23 protein-coding genes are annotated in these 26,778 nt (G+C 43.1%); 14 read left to right on the top strand and 9 right to left on the bottom strand.

Features of this window, described 5'->3' with window-relative positions:
• Window positions 1-35: 35 nt before the first annotated feature.
• Complete coding sequence (locus CXF80_RS10010; RefSeq protein WP_101032737.1) at window positions 36-1,238, bottom strand: ammonium transporter; 1,203 nt, start codon at window positions 1,236-1,238, stop codon at window positions 36-38.
• Window positions 1,239-1,642: 404 nt separating this feature from the next.
• Between CXF80_RS10010 and CXF80_RS20115 the strand changes: the two genes are divergently transcribed.
• The 3 genes from CXF80_RS20115 to CXF80_RS10000 all read left to right on the top strand — a co-directional run bounded on the left by CXF80_RS20115 (window position 1,643) and on the right by CXF80_RS10000 (window position 3,524).
• Window positions 1,643-1,780, top strand: a complete 138-nt coding sequence (locus tag CXF80_RS20115) for a hypothetical protein (RefSeq protein WP_157822210.1) — start codon at window positions 1,643-1,645, stop codon at window positions 1,778-1,780.
• Between the two features lie 403 nt (window positions 1,781-2,183).
• A complete protein-coding gene (locus tag CXF80_RS10005) occupies window positions 2,184-2,726 on the top strand; it encodes a carboxymuconolactone decarboxylase family protein (protein WP_101032736.1) in 543 nt (180 codons plus the stop codon).
• A 150-nt stretch (window positions 2,727-2,876) separates the two neighbouring features.
• Complete coding sequence (locus CXF80_RS10000) at window positions 2,877-3,524, top strand: DsbA family oxidoreductase (RefSeq protein ID WP_101032735.1); 648 nt, start codon at window positions 2,877-2,879, stop codon at window positions 3,522-3,524.
• Between the two features lie 57 nt (window positions 3,525-3,581).
• On the opposite strand, the gene CXF80_RS09995 is transcribed toward CXF80_RS10000, so the two are convergent.
• Together CXF80_RS09995 and fdhD are read right to left on the bottom strand one after the other, a co-directional pair.
• On the bottom strand, window positions 3,582-5,939 hold the full coding sequence (locus tag CXF80_RS09995) for an FdhF/YdeP family oxidoreductase (RefSeq protein WP_101032734.1): 2,358 nt from the start codon (window positions 5,937-5,939) through the stop codon (window positions 3,582-3,584).
• Window positions 5,932-6,747 carry a formate dehydrogenase accessory sulfurtransferase FdhD gene (gene fdhD / locus CXF80_RS09990; RefSeq protein WP_101032733.1) on the bottom strand — a complete coding sequence of 272 codons (816 nt, stop codon included), beginning with the start codon at window positions 6,745-6,747 and terminating at the stop codon, window positions 5,932-5,934. The genes CXF80_RS09995 and fdhD overlap by 8 nt, the downstream gene beginning before the upstream one ends.
• 133 nt (window positions 6,748-6,880) lie before the next feature.
• On the opposite strand from fdhD, the gene CXF80_RS09985 reads away from it, so the two are divergent.
• The 6 genes from CXF80_RS09985 (at window position 6,881) to CXF80_RS09960 (ending at window position 12,567) form a co-directional block, all read left to right on the top strand.
• Window positions 6,881-7,777, top strand: a complete 897-nt coding sequence (locus CXF80_RS09985; RefSeq protein ID WP_101032732.1) for a LysR family transcriptional regulator — start codon at window positions 6,881-6,883, stop codon at window positions 7,775-7,777.
• A 302-nt stretch (window positions 7,778-8,079) separates the two neighbouring features.
• Window positions 8,080-8,364 carry a cold adaptation protein ActJcold adaptation protein ActJ gene (gene atcJ, locus CXF80_RS09980; protein WP_101032731.1) on the top strand — a complete coding sequence of 95 codons (285 nt, stop codon included), beginning with the start codon at window positions 8,080-8,082 and terminating at the stop codon, window positions 8,362-8,364.
• A 7-nt stretch (window positions 8,365-8,371) separates the two neighbouring features.
• The gene (atcA, locus tag CXF80_RS09975; protein ID WP_101032730.1) at window positions 8,372-8,914 is read left to right on the top strand and encodes a cold adaptation protein AtcA; all 543 of its coding nucleotides are present in this window, start codon (window positions 8,372-8,374) and stop codon (window positions 8,912-8,914) included.
• Complete coding sequence (gene atcB / locus CXF80_RS09970) at window positions 8,911-9,666, top strand: cold adaptation protein AtcB (RefSeq protein WP_101032729.1); 756 nt, start codon at window positions 8,911-8,913, stop codon at window positions 9,664-9,666. Before atcA ends, atcB begins: the two co-directional genes overlap by 4 nt.
• An 11-nt stretch (window positions 9,667-9,677) precedes the next feature.
• Entirely contained in the window at window positions 9,678-10,571 is an 894-nt protein-coding gene (gene atcC, locus CXF80_RS09965) for a cold adaptation protein AtcC (RefSeq protein WP_101032728.1), read from the top strand.
• A 766-nt stretch (window positions 10,572-11,337) separates the two neighbouring features.
• Window positions 11,338-12,567: a dicarboxylate/amino acid:cation symporter gene (locus tag CXF80_RS09960; protein WP_101032727.1), complete on the top strand. Its 1,230-nt coding sequence runs from the start codon at window positions 11,338-11,340 to the stop codon at window positions 12,565-12,567.
• 65 nt (window positions 12,568-12,632) lie between these two features.
• Here CXF80_RS09960 and CXF80_RS09955 read toward each other — a convergent pair whose 3' ends face one another.
• Window positions 12,633-13,820 carry a GGDEF domain-containing protein gene (locus CXF80_RS09955; RefSeq protein ID WP_101032726.1) on the bottom strand — a complete coding sequence of 396 codons (1,188 nt, stop codon included), beginning with the start codon at window positions 13,818-13,820 and terminating at the stop codon, window positions 12,633-12,635.
• A 555-nt stretch (window positions 13,821-14,375) separates the two neighbouring features.
• Here CXF80_RS09955 and CXF80_RS09950 point away from each other — a divergent pair.
• A complete protein-coding gene (locus CXF80_RS09950; protein WP_101032725.1) occupies window positions 14,376-14,915 on the top strand; it encodes an NUDIX hydrolase in 540 nt (179 codons plus the stop codon).
• A gap of 87 nt (window positions 14,916-15,002) precedes the next feature.
• Here the strand turns inward: CXF80_RS09950 and proC are convergent, their stop codons facing one another.
• From proC to CXF80_RS20265, 5 genes are all read right to left on the bottom strand, one after another.
• A complete protein-coding gene (proC, locus tag CXF80_RS09945) occupies window positions 15,003-15,842 on the bottom strand; it encodes a pyrroline-5-carboxylate reductase (protein ID WP_269801273.1) in 840 nt (279 codons plus the stop codon).
• Window positions 15,843-15,917: 75 nt separating this feature from the next.
• Window positions 15,918-17,165, bottom strand: a complete 1,248-nt coding sequence (locus tag CXF80_RS09940; protein WP_101032723.1) for a glutamate-5-semialdehyde dehydrogenase — start codon at window positions 17,163-17,165, stop codon at window positions 15,918-15,920.
• Window positions 17,162-18,268, bottom strand: coding sequence for a glutamate 5-kinase (gene proB / locus CXF80_RS09935; protein WP_101034738.1), 1,107 nt, complete (start codon window positions 18,266-18,268; stop codon window positions 17,162-17,164). Before proB ends, CXF80_RS09940 begins: the two co-directional genes overlap by 4 nt.
• A 20-nt stretch (window positions 18,269-18,288) precedes the next feature.
• Window positions 18,289-19,785, bottom strand: a complete 1,497-nt coding sequence (gene putP / locus CXF80_RS09930; RefSeq protein WP_101032722.1) for a sodium/proline symporter PutP — start codon at window positions 19,783-19,785, stop codon at window positions 18,289-18,291.
• A 3-nt stretch (window positions 19,786-19,788) separates the two neighbouring features.
• The gene (locus CXF80_RS20265; protein ID WP_198554751.1) at window positions 19,789-19,965 is read right to left on the bottom strand and encodes a hypothetical protein; all 177 of its coding nucleotides are present in this window, start codon (window positions 19,963-19,965) and stop codon (window positions 19,789-19,791) included.
• Window positions 19,966-20,782: 817 nt separating this feature from the next.
• Between CXF80_RS20265 and acuR the strand changes: the two genes are divergently transcribed.
• The 4 genes from acuR to CXF80_RS09910 all read left to right on the top strand — a co-directional run bounded on the left by acuR (window position 20,783) and on the right by CXF80_RS09910 (window position 26,749).
• A complete protein-coding gene (gene acuR / locus CXF80_RS09925; RefSeq protein ID WP_101032721.1) occupies window positions 20,783-21,451 on the top strand; it encodes an acrylate utilization transcriptional regulator AcuR in 669 nt (222 codons plus the stop codon).
• A 92-nt stretch (window positions 21,452-21,543) separates the two neighbouring features.
• Window positions 21,544-22,527, top strand: a complete 984-nt coding sequence (gene acuI / locus CXF80_RS09920) for an acrylyl-CoA reductase (NADPH) (protein ID WP_101032720.1) — start codon at window positions 21,544-21,546, stop codon at window positions 22,525-22,527.
• Between the two features lie 430 nt (window positions 22,528-22,957).
• Complete coding sequence (locus tag CXF80_RS09915) at window positions 22,958-23,479, top strand: VF530 family protein (protein ID WP_101032719.1); 522 nt, start codon at window positions 22,958-22,960, stop codon at window positions 23,477-23,479.
• A gap of 687 nt (window positions 23,480-24,166) precedes the next feature.
• A complete protein-coding gene (locus tag CXF80_RS09910) occupies window positions 24,167-26,749 on the top strand; it encodes an acylase (RefSeq protein WP_101032718.1) in 2,583 nt (860 codons plus the stop codon).
• Window positions 26,750-26,778 lie beyond the last annotated feature (29 nt).

Genomic DNA, 26,778 nt, shown 5'->3' with positions numbered 1-26,778 from the left:
CTGTCCTTGATATTAGGCTAGTGAGTCAATTTAGCTTACTTATCTGAATTAGTTGAGCCAATTTTGTGTATGGCGAGATCCGCGCCAATAAACTCATCTTCTTGGCTTAAGCGTAAGCTCGATATTTTGTTCACTAAGCCATAAACAATGATACCGCCAACGAGTGCCACTACTACACCTGCAGTACTACCAATAAGTTGCGACATAAAGCTGACCCCACCCAGACCACCGAAGGCTTGTTGACCAAAAATACCTGCCGCGATACCGCCCCATACACCGCATAAACCGTGTAATGGCCACACGCCGAGTACGTCATCGATTTTGTTACTGCGTTGTAATCTTGTGTACACCAAGACAAATAACCCACCAGCCACACCGCCAACCACAAATGCGCCGACAGGATGCATTAAGTCAGACCCCGCGCACACCGCCACTAAGCCTGCAAGGGGGCCATTATGAATAAAACCAGGGTCATTTTTACCGACAATCAGCGCCACTACAGTGCCACCGACCATGGCCATTAAACTGTTAACCGCCACTAAGCCGCTGATCCCGTCAAGGGTTTGCGCAGACATGACGTTAAAGCCAAACCAGCCGACAATAAGCACCCATGAACCTAAGGCAAGAAAAGGGATATTTGATGGTGCAAAGGCTATTCCTGGTTTGCGCCCACGTCGAACACCTAATATATAAATGGCCACTAATGCGAGCCAACCGCCCATAGCATGAACGACCACAGAGCCAGCAAAGTCATGAAACTGTGCGCCAAATTGGCTTTCTAACCATGCCTGAAAACCAAAGTTACCATTCCACATTATCCCTTCAAACAGCGGATAAACAAAGGCAACAATCAATGCTGAAGCGAGTAAGAAAGGCCTAAAACGGCCGCGTTCAGCAATACCACCAGATACAATCGCTGGAATGGCTGCTGCAAAGGTCAGTAAAAAGAAAAATTTAACCAGCTGATAGCCATTATCGGTAGTTAAACTTTCAGCGCTGACAAAGAAGTGGCTACCGTAAGCAATTTGATAACCAATGACAAAGTAAGCCATGGCTGAAAAAGCAAAGTCAGTCAGAATCTTTACCAAGGCGTTGACCTGGTTTTTGTGCCTCACGGTGCCCATTTCTAAAAATGCAAAGCCAGCGTGCATGGCTAAAACCATAATTGCACCAAGTAAGATAAACAAGGTGTCTGCACTTTGTGCAATAAGGCCAATAGCATCACTAATATTATTCATTTCAGTTTCCACAAAATGATTCTCTTTTGAAATTCATGCTTTTATAAAGCAAAAGCCATTCCTAAATCACAGCCAAGTCATTATATTATTGACCTTGTATGGTGCAAATATATGAAAATATTGCTTAAGTTATCTGTGGAATGTTCAATATCAGTGCATTATTTGGCGTTTGTCATGCCAAATAATGCGCGTAATGACGGATGCTCATGGCGCGAATGTTTCAATTTGGTGCGTTTCTGCTTGTATTTGGTGCATTGTTCAGTGGCTAAATTAACCTTATGTTAACCATTATTATTAAGATAGTTCGTCCATCAAGTCGGTTGATAAATGGATGATCTGACAATCCCAATTCCCAATCCCCAGTAACTAATAACGAATCACTAGAACAGAATAATGGGAGTCATATGACAACAGCAAGAGTCGTAGAGGTCGGGATGCTCCCTTTTTGCAAACTGGGTAATCATCAACCCTATCGAGTCATGGCGGCTAAAGCGATTAAAGTGATAATAGTGATTAAAGCGATCACCGCTATCGCGGCATAAGAGATAGTTTTTTCACTGTGATGTCTCCAACTCTGGGACAATTAATGATCAAAAATTGTATAAGAAACGAATTTTTCTATCACTTATCAATATATTAGTCTGGATTTCACCCTAGAAAAAGCCAGTCAATGCGCTTGGTTAGTTGATCTTGTACTGGTTATCTATGCGGTTAATGCCACGTACATTAACCGCATAGATGTTATTGGCCAGCATCCTAATTAACGGACATTTTAAAAATATATCTTTCTGATAAAAATGAATATTTTAACGCTATGAATAAACATTAATACGAATTATGAACGATCGTTCCAAATCAACTTGAGCGCTTGCTCAAATTGATTTATAGTGGTCTCAATTCGAAACGCAACGCGCCTAAATTTATTTAGTTAGAAGAGAGAATATTATGACTGCATTTACAATTCACACTGTAGACACCGCACCAGAAGACAGCAAAGCAATGCTAGATGACACTAAAAAGCAAACGGGTATGATACCTAATTTATTTGGCGTGTTAGCCGAATCACCAAGCACGCTTAAGGCTTACCAACAGTTACATCAGGCTTTTTTAGACACATCATTTAACCCTGAAGAGCTAACGGTAGTATGGCAAACCATTAACGTTGAAAACGAATGTACTTACTGTGTGCCTGCACACACAGGTATTGCACATTCAATGAAAGTAGACCCAGCGTTAACTGAAGCACTACGTAATAAAGCGGCGATGCCAAACGCTAAATTACAAGCGTTACAAGATGCGACATTAAGTATCGTACGTAACCGCGGTAATATTTCTGAAGCAGAACTAGCAGCATTCTATGCCGCAGGTTATGGCCAGCAACAAGTGCTAGAAATCATCTTAGGCTTGTCACAAAAAGTGATCAGTAACTACACCAACCACGTGGCAAAAACACCGGTTGATGAGGTATTCAAAAAGTTTGCTTGGTAATTGTTGAGCGACATTTCTAGCGAAAATTATTATTCATGTAGATGAATGCATGACTCCCTAATACCAATGCCTGCGTTATCGCAAATGGTATTGGTATTTTTTTATCACGTTAGAGCGAAAAAGCGTACTTGAAGAGATGAGGACAGCCAAATGACAGCAAAGATTAAGCTCGATATTATTTCAGATGTAGTGTGCCCTTGGTGCATCGTCGGTTATAAACACTTAGAAGCGGCGATAAATGAACTTGGGCTGCAAGATCAAGTTGAGATTGAGTGGCAACCATTTGAACTTAACCCAAACATGCCTGCTGAAGGTGAAAATCTGCGTGAGCATTCAGCCAGAAAATACGCTACCACACCAGAAGGTAGCGTTCGTGCACGGGCAAATATTGCTCAACAAGGGGCTGAACATGGCTTTATTTTTGACTATTTTGAACAGATGAAAATGGTTAACACTTTAGACGCGCATGTGTTGTTGGAATACGCGAAAGAGGTGGGTAAGCAAACTGAGCTTAAACTGCGTTTATTCAGCGCCTTTTTTAGCGAACATAAAGATATTTCAAACCGTGAAATACTCACAGCAGAGCTCATTGCTGTGGGGATTAATGCCGCAGAAGCTATGAGTTTACTTGATAACGCTGCAGTGGCAGAACAGGTTCGTGCCAAAGAGGCCCATTGGCAACAACTCGGCATTTCGGGCGTACCTACGGTTATTTTTAATCAATCGAGTGCATTAACTGGCGCACATCCAGTTGAAGCGTATAAACAAGTTTTGGCCGATTTAGTTGCCCAGCGCTAACTGCGCGAGGGCTACATCGTTTGAGCATTGTTAATACTTAACCCGAGTTCAGGTTACTTACCCCTTAGCCACATTGATGACCTGTTTGGTTGATGGGGTGATAACCACTGGGATCGATTTTGAGGTCGGGGTGTCAGAGCCTATTCCTACGCTGTTGATCGACACTAGTGGGTTGGTTTCGGGGTAATAGGCAGCAATATTTCCGCGAGGAATATCATAAAAAATCACACTAAATCCTGACACTTTACGAACGATATTGTCATTGGCGATGGATTGAATATCAACCAGTTGGTCTTCAGCCAGGTTGAGTTTTTCCGCATCTTGTTGGTTCATAAACAGTACATTACGTTTACCTTTAACACCGCGGTATCTGTCGTCCATTCCGTAAATGGTGGTGTTGTATTGGTCGTGAGACCGCAGACTTTGTAATAACAAAATGGCTTGTGGAACGCCAGATTGTGACGTTAATGAATGACCTGTTTGTGCGTTGCTTGAGCAATCTGCAATAACTGAATCTGGCAGCATGCTTGCATTGAAGTGGGCTAATTGGTTGTCAGTTTTCCACACTCGCTGCGCCGCGCTATTATCGAGATAAAATCCGCCAGGTTGTTCGACACCTTGATTATAATTGCTAAACCCGGCAATGGTGTTTTCGATAAGATTACGGATAAGTGCGTAGTCGTCGCGCAGTGCTAGCCAGTCTAGTTTACGTGCAGCAGGGTCAGTTGCCGTGGGTTGAATAACGCGAGTATGGTTAAAGGTGGTATGGGCCATTTGGGCGACAATATCAATTTCAGATAAACATTGTTCTGAGGCGGGCTCAGTCATACCTGTTGAGGCATGCACCATACTAAAGGTGTCTTCAACAGTGATTTTTTGAATACCGCTTTGTTGTTTGTCTAATTCAGTTCGACCTAAACAAGGTAAAATTAAGCCGTCGTGGCTAACTTGTAAGTGGCTGCGATTGAGCTTAGTACTGATCTGTACATTCAATTCTGCATTGTTCATCGCTTGATGAGTAAAGTGGCTATCAGGCGCGGCGGCTGCCAGATTACCGCCTAGGCAAATTAACACCTTACTGTGTTTTGTGTGCAAGGCTTTAAGTGCTTCAACCACGTTATGGCCTGCTTGACGAGGTAAGGTGGTTGCAAGGTAATTGTCTAAGCGATCAATAAAATCGGCTGATGGTTTTTCGTTAATGCCCATGGTGCGATTGCCTTGCACATTACTGTGACCACGAACCGGACATAGTCCCGCACCTTTTTTGCCTATTTGCCCACAAAGTAAATGCAGGTTGATGACTTCACCAATGATATCGACTGAATGCTTATGTTGAGTTAAGCCCATGGCCCAGCAACTGATCACCGTCTTGCTGTCACTGAATACGGTAGCGGCTTGAATTATCTCCGCTTTTGTCAGCCCTGATTGTTGTTCAATTTTGTCCCAGCTAGTTTGCTTGACACTTCGTTGATAGTCATCAAAAAACGCGCTGTGCTGCTGGACAAAGTCATGATCAATTTTGTCAGGTCGTTGCTCGATAATAAATTTAGCCATGCCTCTAGCCGCAGCCATGTCGCCGCCTAGGGTAGGCGTTAAATACAAATGGCTAATTTTAGTGGCTGCTGGGGTGAGCAATTCTATCGGGCTTTGTGGGCTGGCAAATTTGTCTAAGGCGACTTCTTTGAGATTATTAAAGGTGACAATTTTACAACCTTGTTTGGCTGCCTTGCGTAGGGTGTTCATCATTCTTGGATGGTTAGTCCCAGGATTTTGGCCAAACACAAAAATTGCTTCTGCCGCATCAAAGTCATCTAGTACCACTGTACCTTTGCCAATCCCGATCGATTTTGTGAGCGCAATCCCGCTGGCTTCATGGCACATATTAGAACAATCTGGAAAATTATTGGTGCCATAAAGTCGGCCAAACAGTTGGTATAGATAAGAGGCTTCATTACTGGCGCGTCCAGAAGTGTAAAATTCAACTTGATCGGCGCTGCTTAAACTGTTGAGCTTAGTGGCGATAATCGAAAATGCCTCAGACCAAGTTACTGGTTCATAGTGATCGGTTATCGCGTTAAAGCGCATCGGTTCGGTTAAACGGCCTTGATACTCTAGCCAATAGTCGGTTTGTTTTGCCAGTTGGCGCACTGAATGTTGAGCGAAAAACTCACGGCCGACGCCTTTACCTGTCGACTCCCATGCCACGGCTTTTGCGCCGTTTTCACAAAATTGAAACGCACCTTGTTTGTTATCACCCCAGGCGCAACCTGGGCAATCAAAGCCATCGGTCTGATTGACGCGAAGCAAGTTTTTGAGATTTTGCTTGGTGCGCTGGCTACGAAGAACGTGGCTGAAGGTGGCTTGCAGTGATGGAAGTCCGCCGGCTTTTGTCGGTTTTTCGCTATGACTAGACATGTATTTCTCCGATAGGGCTCAGCGTCAGACGATTAATATCACAATAAGAATCGTAACTGGAATAACAAATAGGCGCTGAAAACCTGGGTATATGAATAATATTAAGGTTGTATTTTAGGGCGAGTTTGACGGCCAACTGGCTAGGTGAGGCGAGACTGATTAAGTTGTTTGCACCAAACAGAACCGCTTTATGGATCAGCTCACTGCTACAGCGACTGGTGATTAATAGCGTTTTACATAATGATTTTTGGTCTGAGGTGGTTTGCTTTATCAACAGGCCAATAAGTTTATCGAGCGCATTGTGACGCCCAATATCTTCACGACAGGCGATAATGTCGCCCTGTGGTGTTAACCCTAGCGCGGCATGTATAGCACCACTTTGTTGGGCTTTTATTTGGCTATCGGCAATGCGCTGTTTTAAGGTTTCAACGTCAGGTATGTGGATCGGGCGAGTCAGGGGTAATACGGCTAGGTTTGGAAAGGCATGTTCGATGGCTTCGACACCACAGATCCCACATCCAGTCGCCCCAACGAGCCGACGTTTTTTGCTGTTTAAGGTAAATAGGCAACGATTGGCGATGATAACATCGACCACAAATCCCTCGGCAGAAGGCGTGATCTTGATGTCGTGAACATCATGATTATGCTGAATAATGGCTTCTGAGAATAAAAAGCCAATGACAAAGTCTTCAATATCATCAGGGGTGACCATCATCACAGCATAGTTGATGCCATTGACGTTAATTGCCGCGGCGGCCTCCTCTACCAGATGTTCAATCGACGGTGACCATTTGTATGAAGCATTCATGTGTACAGACCCAAAACAAGACGTGGATCACATTTTAGAGGGGGCGAATATACAAAGCCAATCAAACAAATTTATACGGTGATAGTTTTTATCTATTAATATGATGTAATTGATAGGTAATTTTTGAGCGAATATGAATCTTAGGCAGTTACATTATTTCTACGAATTAGCGAAATTTAAGCATTTTGCCAAAGCGGCTAAGGCTTGTCATATTACCCAACCCACCCTGTCGGCCAGTATCACCGCTTTGGAAAAAAGTTTTGGTACCGAGCTGGTGGTGCGTGGTAGTCAGTTTGTCGCATTAACCGATGCGGGACAGATTGTATTGCATTATGCTGAAAAAATGCTGTTAGATCAGGCGGCGTTAAAGCAAGAACTCAGTGTCTTTAGCGGGCCGTTAATCGGCTCTCTTAGGATTGGTATTGTGCCGCAGTCGAGTGTTGATATCATGCCGATCATTAAACAATTTAATCAGTTGCATCCTAATATCGCGGTTACCTTGTTAGTGACGACCAATGAAAGGTTAATTGAGCAATTAACCTTGCATCAAATCGATATTGGGTTGGGGTTTGATGAAAATGTCACTGAGGCGAATCGACGTACGTTTCATTTTTACCCTCAGATTGATAACGACATGGCCATACTGGCAAGCCAAACATTAGTGTCTCAACTGGATATGAGCTTGCCAAACAAAGCGATAACGCTTAAGGATTTACAGCGTTTGCCACTGGTGTTGTTAAGCCAAAATATGCAGTTTAGGCGATATATTGATAATGCGATGGCACAAACCAGCCTGAGTTTTAATGTGGCGTTAGAAACCGATTCGCTGTTTCATTTAGTCAGCGCAGTAAAGCATAGTATTGGTTATGCGATTGTCAGTAGTGGCATTGCAAAATCTGCTCAGCAAGTATTCAATCTGCATTATCGGCCACTGCAAGGTATTAAATCTGGGCATACCGTGTTTATTACCCGTAAATACAGTGTGTCGCCTGCGATGCGTGAGTTTGTAAGTTTGATTGATATTCGTTAACTTGTGTAAATAGCGGCCCTCGACTTCAGCTTATTGCTGTGCCCCGTTAGCAAACGTAGAGCGGATGACGTTTTTTAGCTCAAACATCATCAAGCTTAGGGGGGGATATCAGCATGGTTGGAGTTAGCACAAGGTAATGGTAAGTCTTTTTGTGATTGTGGGTCGCTCAAATAGTTGAAACTTAACCTTGGTTTATGTTTGCTGCAAGCCTGTGAATGTTGATATAATAGCGGGCTAAAAAATTATTTATTTACAGACTTTTTTATCTCGCAATCACTGCCCCATCGCCTGCAGGAATAACTATGATTAACCACTTTAGTGTGCTGGGAGTCAGACCCAATGCCAAAGAAGATGACATAAAAAAAGCCTATAAACGTTTATCGAACAAGTATCATCCTGACAAATTACTTGGGGCGTCTGACGATGAAAAACAGCAAGCATCAATTCAGCTCCAACGAGTCAAAAAAGCTTACGAAGTGCTATCAGATAAAAAGCTGAGAAATGCTTTTATCAATGATTTTAACAACGTGATTGTCACTGATCCCACTGCCGCAATGCGGGAGTTGTGGGACGAATATTATTCCTGAGTATCCCATGGCTAAACATCTTAATATCTCACGCATTAATGAGCTAAAAAATAATGCCAATGACAATATAGAATCTTACAACGACCCTGATACGCCAAATGCGCTGGCACGATTTACTAGCCAAATCAGAGAGATATTGTTGGCCGATCCTGGGATGCTAGATTCAGTCCCTGAGTATTTACCCGTTGCGCTTTATGACAGGGTCAAGTTCTCTGCTGAATCAAAGCGCCAATGGGCACACTGGATTAGCTTGAATATTCATCCTAGTTGGGATGAATTTAAAACCACGATCGCGTTTAACAACGCCGATCTGCCTCTGGCGCTCGCGGTACGTAAATACAGCGAAGATCTGTTAATTGAAAGTTGTGCCGTGGTGTATTTGTTAGAGACTCAGGGACAATCTGAGCCGAAGCAAACGGCTGCGGATGATGATTCCAATGAGCATGATGGTGTCCATGAGCACGAGCGTGATGATAACGACGATTACGACACTGATTATGATAGCGATGAAGAAGGTTATTATGACCAATATGATGAGGAAATCGAATGAACAGTCTCATTGAAATAACAGCCGCGGAAATACAAGAACTGGCGAATGTTGAGCCGAAACAGGCAAGCAAGAGATTTGAGTTGATCGCGACGTCAATGTCTGATGATCAGTTGGTCGAAGTGATTGAGCAAATGGATATTGTCACCTTGACACAAATAAACAGTCAGCATGATATTTCGTGTCCATCGATTATGTCTGAGTTAATGACCCCAGAACAGATCCGTGACATCGTCTGCCAGCAGCCGCTTTACTGGGAAGAGAAAATCAAAAGTAATGCCGAAGAGTTAATGCATCATACTTTTGATTTTATGACTTATCTTATCCGAATTCAGGACAGCGAAGAGAAACAAACTGCCATATTAGAGTGTTTAGCGGAAGATCCCGCTGCACTGTTTTATCTCTCTATTCCTTTTATCGAGCTTATCTTAGGCGGAACCAGTGGCGATGACGATGAGAGCAACGACACTTATGATGATGAAGCGGATGAAGAAACGGTGGGTTACTCTGATTGGCAAGCCGATGAAGAGGCTCACAGTCTAAGCATTGATGATCCTCGTAGTCTATTGGCGTTGATCCGCGAAAGGGCGCCTAATGTTGAGAAGTCGATTAAGAATATGCTGCGCAACACCGGCTCTGACTGGCAGTTAATTATCAGTCAGTTTGCTAGCGAATTAGTGATCCAGGCGAAAGAAAAGAACCAAGTCACCGACGAGTATGCTGAAGTTGATGACATGTTTAGCTTTCTTGATTAAGGGTTCTGCAAATGCAATTGGTAATACGTGACGAAAATCAGGGTCCCTATCTGAGTCGGGTGTTGGCTTATGGCCTAACCGAGGGCTTGCTCAGTAATGAGCAGCTGGGACAGATCAAAGCCAAAGCCATTTTGATGAGCCTTAAGTTCGCTGATAAGTTCTATAACAAGTATAAAATGCATTTGCTTGAAGAAGCAGCGCAGGATGTGATTGGTATTGTCAGCATTGGCTTGATGGCGTTATCGGACCAAAATCAGGCTAATGCTATAGCGTTGCTGCTCAATGATGACGGCGTGGTTAAGTCATTCCAGAAGGGTTGGGGCATGCTGACTAAAGTCAGCCAATACCGGCTTCATGGTAAATCGATTTATGGCAACGTGGATAAAATTTTGCTTGATCAAGTATCGAGCCCTCCCGATTGTGATGAATGGCAAGGTTGGGTTTGTTACCAAGAGGCATTAATTGAGCATAATCGTCAGCAATCTATTAATGCCTTGTTGGCGCAGTTTTACATTGCCGGCACCTTCGATCCCATGGATCACCTCAACCTAGAAAGTACCCTAGCAGAAGCGGTGTTGTATCGGATATTTTGCGACGGTAAAAAAGTGCGCCAAGATCTTAAACGACGAGTGGCTCGTATTGAGCTCGAACCTGAATGGTTTAATCTCGACTTTATCGAGCATCAAACCAAAACGGCGCTTGCCGAATTACCTAATGAACTTGCTGATGCTATCCGTCTAGATTTAGGTAAGAATTTTAATCCGGCACTGCTGCGTACGCTGCATTTTTCCCGAAGTTATCAGGCATTAGCGTTGAAAAATGCTTCTCCTGAACGATTGGAGCGCTTGGAATACAAGGAAGGCTTAATTGGTCTACTTGGCTGGCCACTCTATATCGACATGTAGTTTAGGTTTGGGGAGCTTGCAGTGAGCAAGCTCCCTGAATTGCTGTATATGACGACGGCTATTTTATTCCTCATTGATATACTGCCTAAAAACCGCTGACAACAGTGGTGTTGCACATCACATCGATGATCTACTCTGACTTAACAAAGATCTTATTGCATAACGCATTGATTTTATAGAGCACTTATTTCATAGAGCTCTTATTGCATAAAGCACTGATTTAATAGCTACCTTATTCATATCGCGTTGACTCAACATCGTACCTATTGATACACCACAGTGTGGTGCTTGACTGGCATCTTGCATTCTTACGAGCTATATCTGAGTTTGGATGTGGTGTTAATGATCATCGCAGTCCGTTGGTAAAGCAGATTTTTGTCCGTGCCCTGAAGCGTTAATGATTGCAATTCAAGCGCTGTTAAATAGTTAATCCCCATTCACACTAACAACATTACCCTGAGTAGGTACAACAAAAAAGTGTATGGATAAGCCTTGAATTAACAAGCTTATAAGGTGCTGAGTAGCACACTTATTATTAACCATTGCTAAAATACGGTTGTAGTTGGTATCGTATTGGTTTTGTGCCATATTTTAGCATTAACGTTAATATAGAGATGTTACATTTGTCGGCAATAATACAGGTTAACTGCATGATAAGTTTACTTTACTTTCGACATTACCCTGTGGGTTGTTAATGCCTCAAGCGTTCATTGGGTCAAGTCTGCTGACCATTTGTTGTTTTGTTTAATTGTCCTTAGGATCCATTATGTTCAAAAGCCTACGTGCTTATCGTTCGTCCATTATTTTACTGAGTGCCTTACTGCTGGGCGGATTGTTTGGTGGGTTATTGCCTGAACTGGCCATAAAGCTCAAACCGATTGGGCAAATTTTCCTCAATCTTTTGTTTATGATTATTGTGCCTCTGGTCGCGGTGAGTGTAATGTCGTCAATTGCCCACATGACCGATTTAAAGAAATTAGGCGCCATACTGGTATCGATTATGGCGGTGTCGATTGTGATGGCGATCATCCCCTCTGTCGGTGTGGTGTTGCTGGCGTTAGCTTACGATCCTGCACAAGGGGTGACACTTGATCTGGCTAATACTGTCGATGCAGCATCAGGTAGTATGGATTTTGTCAGCTTATTAACCACCAATGATTTTGTCGGGCTGTTATCTAAATCAAATATTTTAGCGCTGATTATTATGTCGGTTATTGGCGGTGTTGCGATTGGCCAGTCTGGTGAAGATGGCGTGAGAGTCGGGCGCATGCTAGACAGTGTCAATACCGTGATTATGAAAGTCATTTCGATATTAATGCATGCCGCGCCTATTGGTCTTGGGGCATATTTTGCCGCGACGATGGCCAGTCAAGACACTGAACTGATGGGCACATTTGCTCGAGCTGTCGGACTATTTTTTGTGGCAATGGCGATTTACCTTACTCTAGGGTCGACGTTATATGCGTGGATTGGAGGTGGTGTGCAAGGCGTGAGACGATTCTGGCAACATATGCTTGAACCTGCCGTGACCGCATTAGGTACCAGTTCATCGTTAGCAACCTTACCCGTGACCATTCGCAGTGCCGCTAAAATGGGCTTGAACGAGCAAATTGCAGAGATTAGCTTGCCATTATTAGTCAATCTTAATAAGGGCGGCGCAGCTGCGATTACGGCATTAAAAATCGTGTTTATTTATTCTTTATTAGGACTCGATTTTACTACCGATGTGTTTATGCTGACGATTTTAATTTCAGTATTATCGGCGTTTGTTATTGGTGGGGTGCCAGGCGGAGCATTTTTAGGTGAAATATTTATTGTCACGACCTTAGGATTACCCATGGAGGTTATTCCTATTTTAGTGGTGATTGGGGCTATTACAGATGCGGCTTCAACGGTGATTAATGTGGTGCATGACTTAACCGCAACCCAAATTATTGAGCGCATCAATGGTAAGCATTATGCTCGCTTGACACCTGACAACGAACGCCTTGAGTAGGCTTGGCGATAAAGCCTAACAGATGGTATGCCACAGTATGATATTAGATTCTACTGTGGCTTTTTTTAGGCGACTGCAACGCGGTTTCGTCCTTGTGCTTTTGCCAGATATAAGGCTTTGTCTGCACGACCCAACAGGCTGTAGGCACTGTCTTTAATAGTATATTGGGCTACACCTACACTGATAGTAAGCGCCATACCTTGAATGTTCTGTGTAGCAATATAGCGGCGTAACCTTTCGGTTAATTCGATGGCATCGGCCGATGTTGTGTTAGGTAATACCACCACAAACTCTTCACCACCCCAACGGGCTAATAGGTCGTCATTACGCATTTGGCTTTGTAGCAATTGTGCGAGTTCATACAATACGTGGTCACCCACAAGATGACCGTGATTGTCATTAATTCGCTTAAAATGATCTATATCGATAATGGCAACCGAGATAGGGTATTGAAGAGACGATGACGGCTTGAGTAATGGGGGAATGGTATTGCTATCTGTGACGTTATCGATAACGGATGAGTGTGCTACAGGTGACAACGGTGCTTTACCCTCTGCGCTCCGCGGTGGATGTACTGTGTCGGTATTTGCGGCAGGGATGGTAAGCAGTTTATCGAGTACTACATCGAGCTTTTCACGGTTATAAAGTCCGGTGAGTTTATCTGTTTCAGCCATTTTTTGGATTTCTATATTGCGTAGCGCGAGCTTTTTATAGGCTGAAAAACGGGTTTTTTCGTAATATCGCAATAATAAAATTTGCGCAATACACACCTCAATAACGTTAAATAAAGATCCTGTTCCAAAGGTCACTGGCTGAGGGTTTTGAGTTTGCAGGTAAACTAATAAGGCACATACGCTAAATGTGACGCATGAAATAAACGTTCCCCATTTTCGACCAATAAGAAAAAACGAAAAAGGTGGAATGAGCGTTGCCCAAAATAATGAGTGGGAGTGACCCTTAGTCGAGATCACAAACAGCATGATTAAACTGGCTACCATGATGGTGACAGCCCATGATGTTATTTTAACATGTCCCGTTTTGCGAAAGCGGTAGTAAATACCCAATGAGGTTAATAAACCGAAACCATCGAGTAAGGCATATTGATAACCTTCAAAATAGAACAGGTTGATCAGGGTAAGAATGAGAAAGTAACTCGTGGTAATGAGTAACGAATGCTCGATTAAGCGAATGCGCCAGTAATCGGAATGATCAGGCGGATATTGAGGGAATTTTTTGTACCAAAATCTAATCATAAGCAACTTCCATGGAGAATTAAGCGAACACTAATTTTGTAAACTCGATAACAATATCATTCAAGCCATTACTCGTTGATCATTAATAATAGATAAAATATTGAAAATAACCGCCTAAATAAACGATTATTACATGATTATGGCATGACAGAGTGATGATCGTTTCATGGTTTTGTTTGAATGAGCATCTGAATGTCAAAACCAGCACCCATAGTATGTTAGTCAGTCATACTGATAGGACTTTTGGGGTCATCTATCTGTTGTTTTTTTTGGGTTAAGAGCCTAAACCAAAACCATATTGATGGTCAACAATATGGCCAACAATGGACATCCATGAGTATTGCCAAATGTTGTCATCCCATTGCTGATATTTAGCGTCACCGATAGCGCGATATCACTCAGCGGCAAAACTCATGGTTTCTACTTCAACCCAGCTCGCCATTGTAGAGACTTATTTATGCCCACAAATTCATATTGATTTAACCGATACGGTAAACTTGAAGCATGTGGTTTGGCAACGTATCATGCGTTTTTTATTGTGATGAGCCCCATATAATGCGCCATTTAACCACTCGTTATCATATCGACACTCCTGAAGACTTTATTACGGCGAATCAACAAACGATGCTGACGCGGCTTGCTACTCGTGCCATTGTGGTGCGTGATAACCAGATACTGATGTTATATACACAACGTTATCATGACTATTCATTGCCTGGTGGTGGGGTTGATGCGGGTGAGGATATAGAGCAAGGGCTTATTCGCGAGTTACAAGAAGAGACGGGCGCCCAAGACATTCGCAATATTAATGCGTTTGGTTTGTATGAAGAATATCGTCCTTGGCTGCGAGATGGCCATACGTCGGTTAATATGCTGTCTTATTGCTTCACTTGTGATATCGACAATCAACTGGCTGAGACCCAATTTGAAGCTCACGAAATTAATAACGGCATGATGCCAGTATGGATTGATATTGATGAAGCGATTGAGCACAACCTTGAGACTATCGCCAACAGTAGCAAAAAAGGCTTATCGATTGAACGAGAAACCTTTCTGCTGAAACTGATTAAACAAGAGTTACTGAGCCAGTATTAAGCCTGTGAGGATGAATGAGTCAAGTGCTATATGCAGACCATTGCTCTGTTAGCAGGGTGTTGTTAACGTCAGTTTCGGGTTTTGAGACTAGCCTATAGACAGTTCTTTAGCTCTTGTTGCCGCGCATGCCATTGCGCTGGCAACGAGTTCATCAAGCTCACCATCTTGAAATGCCAATATGGCTTGTTCTGTTGTCCCTTTAGGAGAGGTCACTTGGTGGCGAAGGTTAGTCAAATTATGCTGACTATTAATCGCCATTGATATCGCTCCCATCGCACTGTGAAGCACTGCTTTAATGGCAGTTTCTTTTGGGAGTCCTTGTTCAATGGCGGCTTTTTCCATCGCTTCTAAAAATAAGAATAAATACGCTGGAGAGCTGCCAGCTGCGGCCACTATGGTAGACATTTGACTTTCATCTTGTAGCCATACGGTTTCACCAACGGCACGCATCAGACTTTCTGCGAGTGCAATGTCATTATCGTGGGTGTTAGGACCTGCGAATAAACCTGTTAATCCTTCACCAATGGCGGCCGGCAAGTTTGGCATGGCACAAATGACTTTGGGTGAATGATTTAGTTTTTGGCAGATCGTGGCATGTTTTATTCCCACCGCAATCGAGATGACTAATTTACGGTTATCGTGTTGCATAACCTCACTCAATTGTTCACACACCACAGGTACCACAAAAGGCTTAACGGCAACAATGATGACATCGGCAAATGCTACTGCGGCAGTATTATCTTGATGCACCCTAACATTGAATTTATCGATTAAGTTGTGTCGGGTGGTTTTGCTTGGGGCGCACACTAAAATATTGGCACTGTTATGACCTTGTTTCAGTAGGCCGCTGATAATGGCTTTTGCCATGTTGCCGCCACCGATAAAGGCGATACAAGTATTGGGATCTAATGGTTGATGTTGAGAGATAATAAACTCCGAAAGTGTCTCTAAAAAGAAAAGGCCATGCTTTCGCTTGGCCTTTTGTCTGTAATACCTATTTGATTATGCGCGGACTTGACCTTCACCGCTGACTAAGTATTTCTCAGTGGTGAGTGACTCAAGACCCATTGGGCCGTAGGCATGCAATTTACTCGTCGCAATACCAATTTCAGCACCTAGACCGAGTTCGCTCCCATCAGAAAAACGTGATGACGCATTGACCATGACGACCGAAGCATCCACAGTGCGTTGAAAACGCGTAGCCGTTGAGTCATTTTGGGTACAAATCACTTCAGTATGATGGCTACCAAAGCGGCGGATATGATTGATAGCATGATCAAAATCAGTCACTTGTCGAATCGCAATTTCTAAATCTAAATATTCTTGGCCAAAATCATCATCACTAATGACGTTGGCATGCTCAAAGTATTGTTGGGCATTTTTACTGACATTAATTCGCACCTTATGTGCGGCAAGCTCGGCTGCCACTTTCGGTAAAAAGGCTGCGGCTACGTCTTGATGTACCAATAATCCCTCTAGGGCATTACATACACCCGTGCGTTGAGTTTTGCCGTTAAGCAATAAAGACATCGCAATATCGAGATCGGCATCTTTATCAACATACAGATGACAAACACCTTTAAAGTGCTGAATAACAGGGATTTTGCTGTTATCAGTAACAAAGTTGATTAAGCCTTCTCCACCACGTGGAATAATGACATCAATAAAGTCACGCTGCTGCATTAGTTCCAGCATTAAGGCACGATCCGGATCGGGTATCACGGTAATAAGCGCCGGTGGTAACTGATTTGCTTGCAAGACATTCTGTAAAATCGAAGCAATGATTTTACTTGAATGTAATGCTTCTTTACCGCCACGCAGTATCACGGCATTACCCGATTTAAAACATAACGCGCCTGCATCAGCGGTGACATTTGGGCGTGCTTCATAAATCATGCAAACGACCCCTAAAGGTACGCGCATTTTTTGAATATTAAGCCCATTTGGTCGCTGACATATTTCACGTACTTTGCCAACCGGATCGGGTAACGACGCCACCGTTTCGATGCCTGCAGCCATTGATTCAATGCGCTCTGATGTCAGAGTCAGTCTGTCTATCATTGCCGCGCCTAATTCAGCTTTTTCGGCATGGTCAAGATCCAATAAATTAGCTTTGATGATATCGTCGCTATGAGCTCTAAGTGCTCGGGCCATATCAAGTAAAATGGTATTTTTAACTTGCTCATCTAATAGGGCTAGAGTTTGTGCAGCATTAGCTGCGGCTTGTGATAAGTCTTTAATTAAACTCATATTTGCTCCAATATGGCGATGTTTTTGTCAGAGATCAGTGGGCCTGTCTTTTGCTGGGCATTGTTGGCAAACTCACGATCTTCTTTATCTGCAATAAAATGTAATAAACAACTACTATAGTTTGATTTGGCTTTTGCCAATTTAGTGCCATCGCCTTTGCGCACTAAAACGGTATCGCCGACGGAAAAGTTGCCTCTTACGGCCACTACATCGTCACTGGTCAGTTGGGTATCATGTTTTTGAAGGTCGGCGCTAAAGTCATTTTCGACGATTAATTCACCTAAAATTTGTGATGTATGCGTCATCCAATGTAATAGATCTTTCATTGGTACATCATATGGCTCAAATAAAGTGCCCGGGTTTTGACCTTTAAGAAGCTGATTAAATGTGTCTGCATCAAAGCCATCCACAATCATAGTTTCAATGCCGTGTGAAATGGCTTTCTCTGCAGCCTCAATTTTGGTAAACATACCGCCAGTACCCACACTACTGGTGGCACCGCCTGCCATCGCGTAGATGTCGGCATTGATTTCACTGACTTGCTTAATTAGTGTGGCATCATCATGTAAATTAGGGTTTTTAGTATAAAGCCCTTTTACGTCTGAGCAGATAATTAACGCGTCGGCATCCGCTGCGGCTGCGACCATGGCGGATAAATTGTCATTGTCTCCAACGCGTAACTTAGCTGTGGTAGCAGCATCATTTTCGTTGATAATGGGTAGTAGCCCATGCTCTAACAGGGTGGCAATGGTATTTTTAATGCTGATATAACGATCACGATCGCGTAAATCACCGTGGGTGAGTAATAGCTGCGCCGAAGGGAAATCGAACAACTTATCCCAAGTTGCCATCATATCGGCCTGGCCTGCTGCTGCCATCGCTTTTTTGAGCGACACCGTTGGTTCTGCAAGGTCAGAGAATAGATGTCTTCCCGCAGCAACGGAGCCTGAAGACACCAACACAACTTGGCATCCTTGAGCACGACAGGTGGCGATAAACTGGGCTATACCTAATAAATAACGACTGCTACAGCCTTGTTGGTTAGGTGCAATTAACGCGCTTCCCACTTTAACGACAATCCGTTTCCAATGGGTAGTTGACATAGTATGAATATCTTCCATCTTTACAGTTCCTCAGCTAAAACACGATTGGCTTTATGAAAAGTCTTAACGGTTTTATGGCAAGGGTCGGCATCCAGTGCACTGGTAATAAAAATCACTACACTGCTGACAATAAAGCCGGGGATCATTTCGTACATCACGCTGGATAACGCTTTTCCATCTGCAAGTACAGGAGCATATATCCAAAATAGGACGGTGATAGCACCTGATAAAATACCCGCGACAGCCGCTTTATGGGTCAGGTTCTTTTTATATAGGCAACACAGTACCAGTGGACCAAAGGCCGCACCAAATCCAGCCCATGCATTGCTGACTATCGATAAGATACTGTTTGAGCGATCGAGCGCCAGTAAGCTGGCGACAATACCGACACCTGCTACACCATAACGTCCCATTTTGACCATTTCTTTCTCAGTTGACTCTTTTTTCGAAATAACTCGATAAATGTCTTCGGTCAGAGAACTTGACGACACTAATAACTGTGAAGAAATCGTGCTCATAATGGCAGCTAAAATGGCTGCTAAAAGGAAGCCACTGATTAGTGGGTGAAACAATAATTCAGAAAAGACAATAAAGATGGTTTCAGGATCGCCTATTTTCATGTCGAATTTATTGGCGTAGGCAATACCCACTAGACCTGTTGCCAGCGCACCAATAATGGTGACTGTCATCCAACTCATGCCAATTCGTCGTGCTGCTTTGATATCAGACACTGAACGGATAGCCATAAAGCGCACGATAATGTGTGGCTGACCAAAATAACCTAGGCCCCAAGACAGACTGGAAATTAACCCGAGCATTGTGACATTTTGCATCGCATCAGAAAAATGCGGGATCGACTCATAAGCAAAGCCCATCATTTTATCAGCACTGCTAAACTCTTGATATGCCACAACGGGTACCAGAATCAAGGCAACAAACATGATACAGCCTTGAACAAAGTCAGTCATGCTGACGGCTAAAAAACCACCGAGTAAGGTATAAGATACAACCACACCTAGGGTAATCACCAGTCCGAGTTCATAATTTAAATCAAATGCAGAGACAAATAATTTTCCCCCAGCGACGAGTCCTGCCGAGGTATATAAGGTAAAGAAGATAACAATGATAATCGCCGCGATAATCCGCACATGACTGTTTGGTGCGTGGAAGCGTTTAGCAAAAAATTCAGGGATCGTTAGGGAGTCACCCGCAACTTCGGTATAAACCCGTAATTTAGGTGCCACGATCAAATAATTAATCAATGCCCCCGCTAATAGGCCTATCGCAATGTAGATGGTTTCGAAGCCGACTAAGAACATGGCACCTGGCAAGCCCATTAGCATCCAGCCACTCATATCGGATGCACCTGCTGACAGTGCGGTAACTTGTGGGCTGACTTTACGGCCACCCAAAATATAACCCGATACATCGCTGGTTGATTTTTTATATGCAAACAATCCAATGCTTAGCATTACGAGAAAATAGATTGCTAATGAGACATAGGTTAGGTAATGCATATATTATTTGCCTCCTAACGCTTTATCATGTTGAATCCCATTAGGTTTCAACATGACAAAGAGATAGGTGCTTAAAATGGCGCATAAACACAATAACTGCGAAGCTTCTTTCAGCTTTAATGTTGTGGTGTTCCAAATGGTTGTAATGAGATTTTCTTCGCTTGACGTGTCCGTTGACATATTGAGCTCCTGGGTTCTGGTTAATCGGTTTATTGCTAAATAATTTATATTCAGCAATAAAAAACCACCAAATTAGTTAGTGGTCTAATCATATTAACATCATTTGGGGTAAAATTTCCAATCTAATCTCAGACAGAAAGATAATGGAAGCGTACTTTTGGCGTCGCTCCAGCTTATTTATTTATTGGAAACATTTACTGTACGGCTGGTGATCACGGCTCATTACTCGATGCAACTGCTTAAGGATTGTTTGATTATAGGTGTGTGTTTTTTCTGAATAAAATTAAATTATATTTATAAGTTATTGTATTGATATTAATTGTGTTTTAATTATTTAGTGAGTAAATTTTAGGTTTAAATGTTGTTACGTTTAAAGTCGTTGATCTAGCTTGTCTATCGAACAACCTCTTTCGGACTAACGTGACACGATATTACTAGGCGATGATAATGCATAAGTAAAACGGGTATAGATGATTATAGAACGAATGATTCGAGCTCAAGCAATCTAATTAAGATAGTTTGAATTCAAATTTATTGGATTTACACCTTTCAGGTTGATTTGATCTATCGACCATGTCTCGCCCCCTCAAAGCCTTTATAACGTCAATGGTTTTAAATCGCTTGTGCATAGCATTAACCTTATAGAATCAGGATTGCGGTTTCAGTAGATAGTCGCTGACTCAGTGAGGTCGCGCGTTAGTTAATGGTGCATGTTAATCCCGTAATAGTGCAAATTTGTGTGACTAAATAAGCGTCATGTTGCGATTTTTCATATTACTACTGTATTTAAATAGACGTTCGGTCTAATATAGGTGTTATGAATAATTTAAGCTTAGATTCAATGTCGAGTCCACACACAAGTGCAACCGAGAAACCGCGTCGTGGCCGGCCACCTAAAATATCGCGTGATAATCCTGATACGCGGGCAGAGCTTATCCGAAGTGGCCTTGAGCAACTAACAGAGCAAGGTTTTGCTTCATCGGGTATTGAACCTATTTTGAAAAAGGTGGGCGTACCAAAAGGCTCTTTCTATCATTACTTTGCCAGTAAAGAGGCTTTTGGACAGGTGGTATTGCAAAATTATGCCGACTATTTTTTACGTAAACTTGAAATTCACCTTTTAGATGAATCTTATTTACCCCTAACACGGATCCGTCATTTTGTAGCAGATGCTAAAGCAGGAATGATCCGTTATGAATTTAAGCGTGGTTGTTTGGTGGGGAACTTAGGTCAAGAAGTGGGTGTATTACCCGACAGTTTTAGACCGCAAATTATTGAGATATTCGTTAGCTGGCAAGACTGTCTAGCCCGTTGTCTTAAGGATGCACAACTACATGGCGAGCTTGCAGAAAGTGCAAATTGCCAGCTTTTAGCCGAAAACTTTTGGGTAGGTTGGGAGGGCGCAGTAAGTCGAGCAAAGTTGGTGCAGCAGGCCACACCGCTAGATAATTACTGCGACCTTTTCATGGCCGCATTACCTAAATAACCTTAGCTTACTGACCCCTTCTCTTAAGTCGAGTTGAGGTTAATAAAATTTTTAATTATTAATAGACGACCAGTCTAAATTAGGAGCACATGATGTTTAATGGCATGTTAATTGAGAAAGATGATCAAGGTTACCGCACCACAGTGAAAAGTATTGATGAAAGTGTGCTACCTGAAGGTGATGTTACGGTAAAAGTGCTTTATAGCACGCTTAATTACAAAGACGCCCTCGCCATTACCGGTAAAGCGCCCGTGGTGAGAACCTTTCCTATGGTGCCCGGCATAGATTTAGTGGGCATAGTAGAACACAGCGATAGCGCTAAGTTTGCCACTGGCGATACGGTATTATTGAATGGTTTTGGCGTAGGTGAAAATCATTGCGGGGGCTTGGCAACTAAAGCGCGTTTAAAAAGTGAATGGCTTATTCCATTGCCAAGTGCGTTTTCACCGCAACAAGCTATGGCGATTGGCACCGCAGGCTATACTGCGATGTTATGTGTAATGGCACTTGAGAAAAATGGCCTAACCCCAGATAAAGGTGAAGTGCTAGTAACAGGCGCTAATGGCGGTGTTGGCAGTTTTGCTATCGCTATTTTAGCTAAGCTCGGATATCACGTAGTGGCTTCTACTGGCCGTGTTGATGAAAGCGACTACTTGAAAAAGCTAGGGGCTAAAGACATTATTGATCGCGCGACCTTATCTGAAGCGGGTCGTCCATTGGCCAAAGAGCGTTGGGCAGGTGCGGTTGATTCTGTTGGCAGTCATACATTAGCCAATGTGTGTGCCAGTATGAAATATGGCGGGACGGTTGCAGCATGTGGTTTGGCACAGGGTATGGATTTTCCTGCTAGCGTAGCCCCTTTTATTTTACGTTGCGTGACGTTAGCGGGTGTCGACAGTGTAATGCGACCTTTAGCCGATCGTATTGAGGCATGGCAACGTCTGGGCGAGATCATTGACCCTGCCGTTTTCGATGACATTGTTCACGAAATCAGCTTGACTGAAGCGATTGATGTGGCAAGTGACTTATTGGCAGGTAAGGTTCGCGGTCGTGTGGTTGTTGATGTAAATCGTTAATCTAATGAGCGTCAACGTCGCTAGTATAAGCTAACATGGTTGTCAGTCAGAGTTTATTTGGCTGACAACATTCAACGCCGTTACAATAACTGACGTTCGCAACCGGCTATGGTTTGATTAATCGCTATTTGGTTTAAAACGTTATTTGATCCAATAGGCAGATTACTTTACCTTGTGTTAACGAACCATAACGTATTTTTCCTCGATATCTTTCAGCCTTGTTGTCATATCAGTCTGGTAGCAATAGTAGTAGCAGTCATATCAGTCTGGTAGCAATAAATCAGAAGGCGATTGTTAACTGCCGCGTGAAAAATAATGGGTTTTATTTAACTCAGCGTTAGGGCATGTGCAAGATGCATAAAGACGATGGCGCATTTTAACGGTAAACTAGACATATTATAGAGATAGCTTTTTGAGGTCATGAGATAGCATGATAGAACTACAGCAAAATAATCCACTCCACGGTTTAAAATCAGAAACGATGATCTCTGAATTAGTGGCATTTTATGATTGGAAAATTTTATACGCCGCGATGCATTTAGAATGTTTTAATACCAATCCGAACACGGCCGCGTGTGTTTCGTTTCTTAAGAAGACTGAGTGGGCGAGGGAGCGTGTTGAAAACTTTTATCTATACCGTTTCAAGCGTATGCCAAAAGGCAACTCAGCCCAGTTTGAGTTAAAACCCCGTGAACGCGGTTTTGCTGACGGTATAAAACCGCGTAAACCTCAGCCGTTAACGGTTGAGTTAGTCGCCGAGATGAAAGCCAAAGCCACCGCTGATTATGACCAGATGAAACATAATCAAAGTCGTTCATATGCTTCTTCGTCATCTTCTTCAAATTCATATTCTTCGTCGAGTCGCTCAAATGACAGTGATGCAGTGACACAGCGCAGTAATAACAAAAAGCCGCAGCCTACATTTGATCCCCATAATCCGTGGAATAAATAACCACTAGACTGATCTCATGTCAAAGGACTTTTCGCTGCTAGATGCTATACAAGCGAAAAGCCTAGATGCTAGGGCGCTACGCTGCTAGATGCTATACAGGCGAAAACCTAGATGCTAGGACGCTACGCTGCTAGATGCTATACAGGCGAAAAGCCTAGATGTCAGGACGCTACGCTACTAGATGCTATACAAGCGAAAAGCCTAGATGCTAGGACGCTACGCTACTAGATGCTATACAATCTTAGCAGCGAAGCGATACTCGCAGGACGCAGTCCGCCCTAGCAGCGAAGCGACATTCGCAGCGGGTCATCAATATCAAACTTGCCATTTGTTCTGCTAACAAGGCGTATTTACGCATAAATAACTTGTTTAATTCAGGTCAATGCAACGCAAATAGTCAAAGACGTCGCTATTTTATAATCGTTTATTATCCGGGACTGAAGTTAGCTGCATAAGGTTAATTGTCTTTGTTAAGCAAGTTTCGGCTATTTTTATCAAGATGTAGACAGACGACTGAATGATTGCTTAAATGAGCATGTATGTCTTTGTTGTATTTAACGACAGCGCATTCGTTTCAAGGTAACTGGGATTACTTTGGCCGTGCTGTTAGCTTAAATTGAGGCGTAAAGGATTTAATACCTCACCCATCATGCTAATTAGCATTGGGATACAACAAGGATAATAATAATGAAACTGAACAAGATACTGCTCGCCATTGGCATGGTTTCTAGTGTGGTTATCGTCGGGTGCGGTGATGACACTCAATACGGTAAAACACCTCAACCTACTCCAGAACCCGAAGCCATTTCACCTCCATTACAAGCTTTTGCCCCTAACGGAACCTTAAAGGCCAACATCCGTCGCACTCAATACGGTGTACCACATATCTCTGCCGATAACTTAGAAAGCCTAGGTTTTGGGAGTGGTTATGCCCAAGCACAAGACAATTTATGTGTGATGGCCGATGGGTTTATTAAAGCTAATTCTGAACGGTCAATGTACTTTGGCCCCCATGCTTCAATTGATTTTGCTACGGGTCTGCCGACCAGCGAAGATAATGGCAATTTAATCTCTGATTTTGCTTACAAAGCGTTGAAAATTAGACAGCTTGCTGAAAACCAGTATTCACAGTTTAGTTATAACTCGCGCGCATTAATGGAAGGCTTTAGTGCGGGTTATAATCAATACCTTGCCGATATAGACGCTGGGACTCAAACTGGCGAGCCATTCTGTGCGGGTCAACCTTGGGTTAAACCCATTAGCGGTATTGATGTAGCCAACTATATATTTTCCATCGCGTTATTACCTGGTGCGGCTAACTTTTTAGATTTAATTTTTTACGCCAACCCTGGTGATGGCGAAGAGTATTTACCGCGTATTGTTGGGCCGGCACCGTCCACTACACAAACCGCGTTTGTGCAGGATATGAACAATAAATTAATAGCACGGGCGGCGAATATTACCACCCCTGAAACTAATCCTCGAAACTTGGGTTCTAATGGTTGGGGTTTAGGTAAAGATAAAACCGAAAACGGTAAAGGCATGGTGTTAGGTAACCCGCATTTTCCGCATACCGGTAATTTACGTTTTTGGCAGTCGCATATGACCATACCAGGCCAGATTGATGTCATGGGTGGATCGTTAGTGGGTATGCCTGGTCTGGTGAACATTGGTTTTAACAACGATGTTGCCTGGACCCATACCTTTTCGACAGCCGAGCACTTTGTTATGTATAACCTAGAGTTAGTCTCAGGTGACAGATTGCAGTATCTGTTTGATGGCTCAAAGATGCCGATCACCAAAGAAACGGTGTCGGTATTAGTCAATGCAGGTGCAGCAGGTATGTTGGTGGCCGAAAAAGACATTTACACCACAGCTAAAGGTCCAATGGTTGAGGCGCCGCCATCATTGGCGCCGTTTGGCTGGGATGATGGTCAAGCCTTCTTTATTCAAGACGCCAACATGGCCAATAAAGATCCGCTTGATCATTGGTTAGCCATGAACCGCGCCACCAATAAAGATGAGTTCCAGCAAGCATTTAAAAATTATGATGGGGTGATTTTTAATAACACTATGTACGCAGACAAAGAAGGCAATGCCTTTTATATTGACGACTCAACCGTACCGGGTTTTTCTGATTTAGTGGTCGATATAATTAGAACTACCCCTGCTATTGTTGCAGCTAAAGCTCAAGCTGGTTTTACTATTTTACCGGGTAATACCTCGGTGTTTAGTTATGATTCGCCAATGCCTTATGAACGTGCACCTAAGCTTGAACGTAGTGACTTTGTGCAAAACTCAAATAACTCATTTTGGTCGACTAACCTTGCTGCACCTTTGGAAAACTTCTCTCCTTTATACGGTCCAGAGCGAGGTCAATTATCATTACGGACTCGCATGGGGTTAACGTTAATGGATGATGCAGCCGGTGATGACGGTAAATTTAGTATAGAAGAGCTTGAAACGGCCTTATTGTCCAACAGAGCTTATCTCGCAGAGTTGGTGTTAGCCGACTTAATTAGCCAATGTGAGTTACAAGGTGATACGCCAGTGGTGGTGAGCGCCACATTATCTAAAGATGTTTCTGCATCATGTTCAGCACTAAAAGCGTGGAATGGTAAGCAAGATAATGACAGTAAGGGCGGAGCGTTAATTCGTGAGTTTGCCCATCAGTTTGATCAAAATACCATGTTAACTGAAGCTTTTGATTATATGAGTGCAGCAACAACACCCAATAAGCTCAATACTGATGGCAGCGCGTTAATCGCTTTAGCTCATGGGGCGTTGAATCTTGAAGCGGCAGGTTTTGCTGTGGATGCGAGCTTAGGAGAGGTACAATTTGTTGAAAAGTCACTCCCTGATGGCAGTGCATCTGGGGTGAAGCTACCTTGGCCTGGTAGTCATAATGCGGAAGGTGGATTTAACGTGTTTTCGACCACCTTATCCGGTGATGACACTTTAATACCTCAACATAAATACCCACCTGTGTTAGATGTTGTTTCAGGTAAGGCGACAGCATCAGGATTAACCTCAGAAGGTTACCAAATCCGAAGTGGTTCAAGTTGGATGATGACCGTGAGCTTTACTGATGATGGTCCTAAGGCAAAAGGTCTTTTGACTTATTCGGAGTCCAGTAACGTGTTAAGCCCTAGCTTTTCTGATCAAAGTGAACTTTATTCTACGGCAAAGCAATTACGTCCATTGTTATTTACCGAAGCTGAGATCCAAGCATCGGTTCAATCTAGCATCGAGTTAACCCTGCAAAAATAGCTTAGCAAACGACTATATTATCTTTTGGC

This window comes from Shewanella sp. Actino-trap-3, from assembly GCF_002836275.1.
GTDB classification, from domain to species: Bacteria; Pseudomonadota; Gammaproteobacteria; order Enterobacterales; family Shewanellaceae; genus Shewanella; species Shewanella psychromarinicola.
This window is presented reverse-complemented; position numbering and strand designations above follow the sequence as displayed.

Excerpts from the sequence above, each read along its gene's own strand:
- CXF80_RS10010 (WP_101032737.1), bottom strand. The coding sequence starts at position 1,238 with ATGAATAATATTAGTGATGCTATTGGCCTTATTGCACAAAGTGCAGAC.
- CXF80_RS20115 (WP_157822210.1), top strand. The coding sequence starts at position 1,643 with ATGACAACAGCAAGAGTCGTAGAGGTCGGGATGCTCCCTTTTTGCAAA.
- CXF80_RS10005 (WP_101032736.1), top strand. The coding sequence starts at position 2,184 with ATGACTGCATTTACAATTCACACTGTAGACACCGCACCAGAAGACAGC.
- CXF80_RS10000 (WP_101032735.1), top strand. The coding sequence starts at position 2,877 with ATGACAGCAAAGATTAAGCTCGATATTATTTCAGATGTAGTGTGCCCT.
- CXF80_RS09995 (WP_101032734.1), bottom strand. The coding sequence starts at position 5,939 with ATGTCTAGTCATAGCGAAAAACCGACAAAAGCCGGCGGACTTCCATCA.
- fdhD (WP_101032733.1), bottom strand. The coding sequence starts at position 6,747 with ATGAATGCTTCATACAAATGGTCACCGTCGATTGAACATCTGGTAGAG.
- CXF80_RS09985 (WP_101032732.1), top strand. The coding sequence starts at position 6,881 with ATGAATCTTAGGCAGTTACATTATTTCTACGAATTAGCGAAATTTAAG.
- atcJ (WP_101032731.1), top strand. The coding sequence starts at position 8,080 with ATGATTAACCACTTTAGTGTGCTGGGAGTCAGACCCAATGCCAAAGAA.
- atcA (WP_101032730.1), top strand. The coding sequence starts at position 8,372 with ATGGCTAAACATCTTAATATCTCACGCATTAATGAGCTAAAAAATAAT.
- atcB (WP_101032729.1), top strand. The coding sequence starts at position 8,911 with ATGAACAGTCTCATTGAAATAACAGCCGCGGAAATACAAGAACTGGCG.
- atcC (WP_101032728.1), top strand. The coding sequence starts at position 9,678 with ATGCAATTGGTAATACGTGACGAAAATCAGGGTCCCTATCTGAGTCGG.
- CXF80_RS09960 (WP_101032727.1), top strand. The coding sequence starts at position 11,338 with ATGTTCAAAAGCCTACGTGCTTATCGTTCGTCCATTATTTTACTGAGT.
- CXF80_RS09955 (WP_101032726.1), bottom strand. The coding sequence starts at position 13,820 with ATGATTAGATTTTGGTACAAAAAATTCCCTCAATATCCGCCTGATCAT.
- CXF80_RS09950 (WP_101032725.1), top strand. The coding sequence starts at position 14,376 with ATGCGCCATTTAACCACTCGTTATCATATCGACACTCCTGAAGACTTT.
- CXF80_RS09940 (WP_101032723.1), bottom strand. The coding sequence starts at position 17,165 with ATGAGTTTAATTAAAGACTTATCACAAGCCGCAGCTAATGCTGCACAA.
- proB (WP_101034738.1), bottom strand. The coding sequence starts at position 18,268 with ATGTCAACTACCCATTGGAAACGGATTGTCGTTAAAGTGGGAAGCGCG.
- putP (WP_101032722.1), bottom strand. The coding sequence starts at position 19,785 with ATGCATTACCTAACCTATGTCTCATTAGCAATCTATTTTCTCGTAATG.
- CXF80_RS20265 (WP_198554751.1), bottom strand. The coding sequence starts at position 19,965 with ATGTCAACGGACACGTCAAGCGAAGAAAATCTCATTACAACCATTTGG.
- acuR (WP_101032721.1), top strand. The coding sequence starts at position 20,783 with ATGAATAATTTAAGCTTAGATTCAATGTCGAGTCCACACACAAGTGCA.
- acuI (WP_101032720.1), top strand. The coding sequence starts at position 21,544 with ATGTTTAATGGCATGTTAATTGAGAAAGATGATCAAGGTTACCGCACC.
- CXF80_RS09915 (WP_101032719.1), top strand. The coding sequence starts at position 22,958 with ATGATAGAACTACAGCAAAATAATCCACTCCACGGTTTAAAATCAGAA.
- CXF80_RS09910 (WP_101032718.1), top strand. The coding sequence starts at position 24,167 with ATGAAACTGAACAAGATACTGCTCGCCATTGGCATGGTTTCTAGTGTG.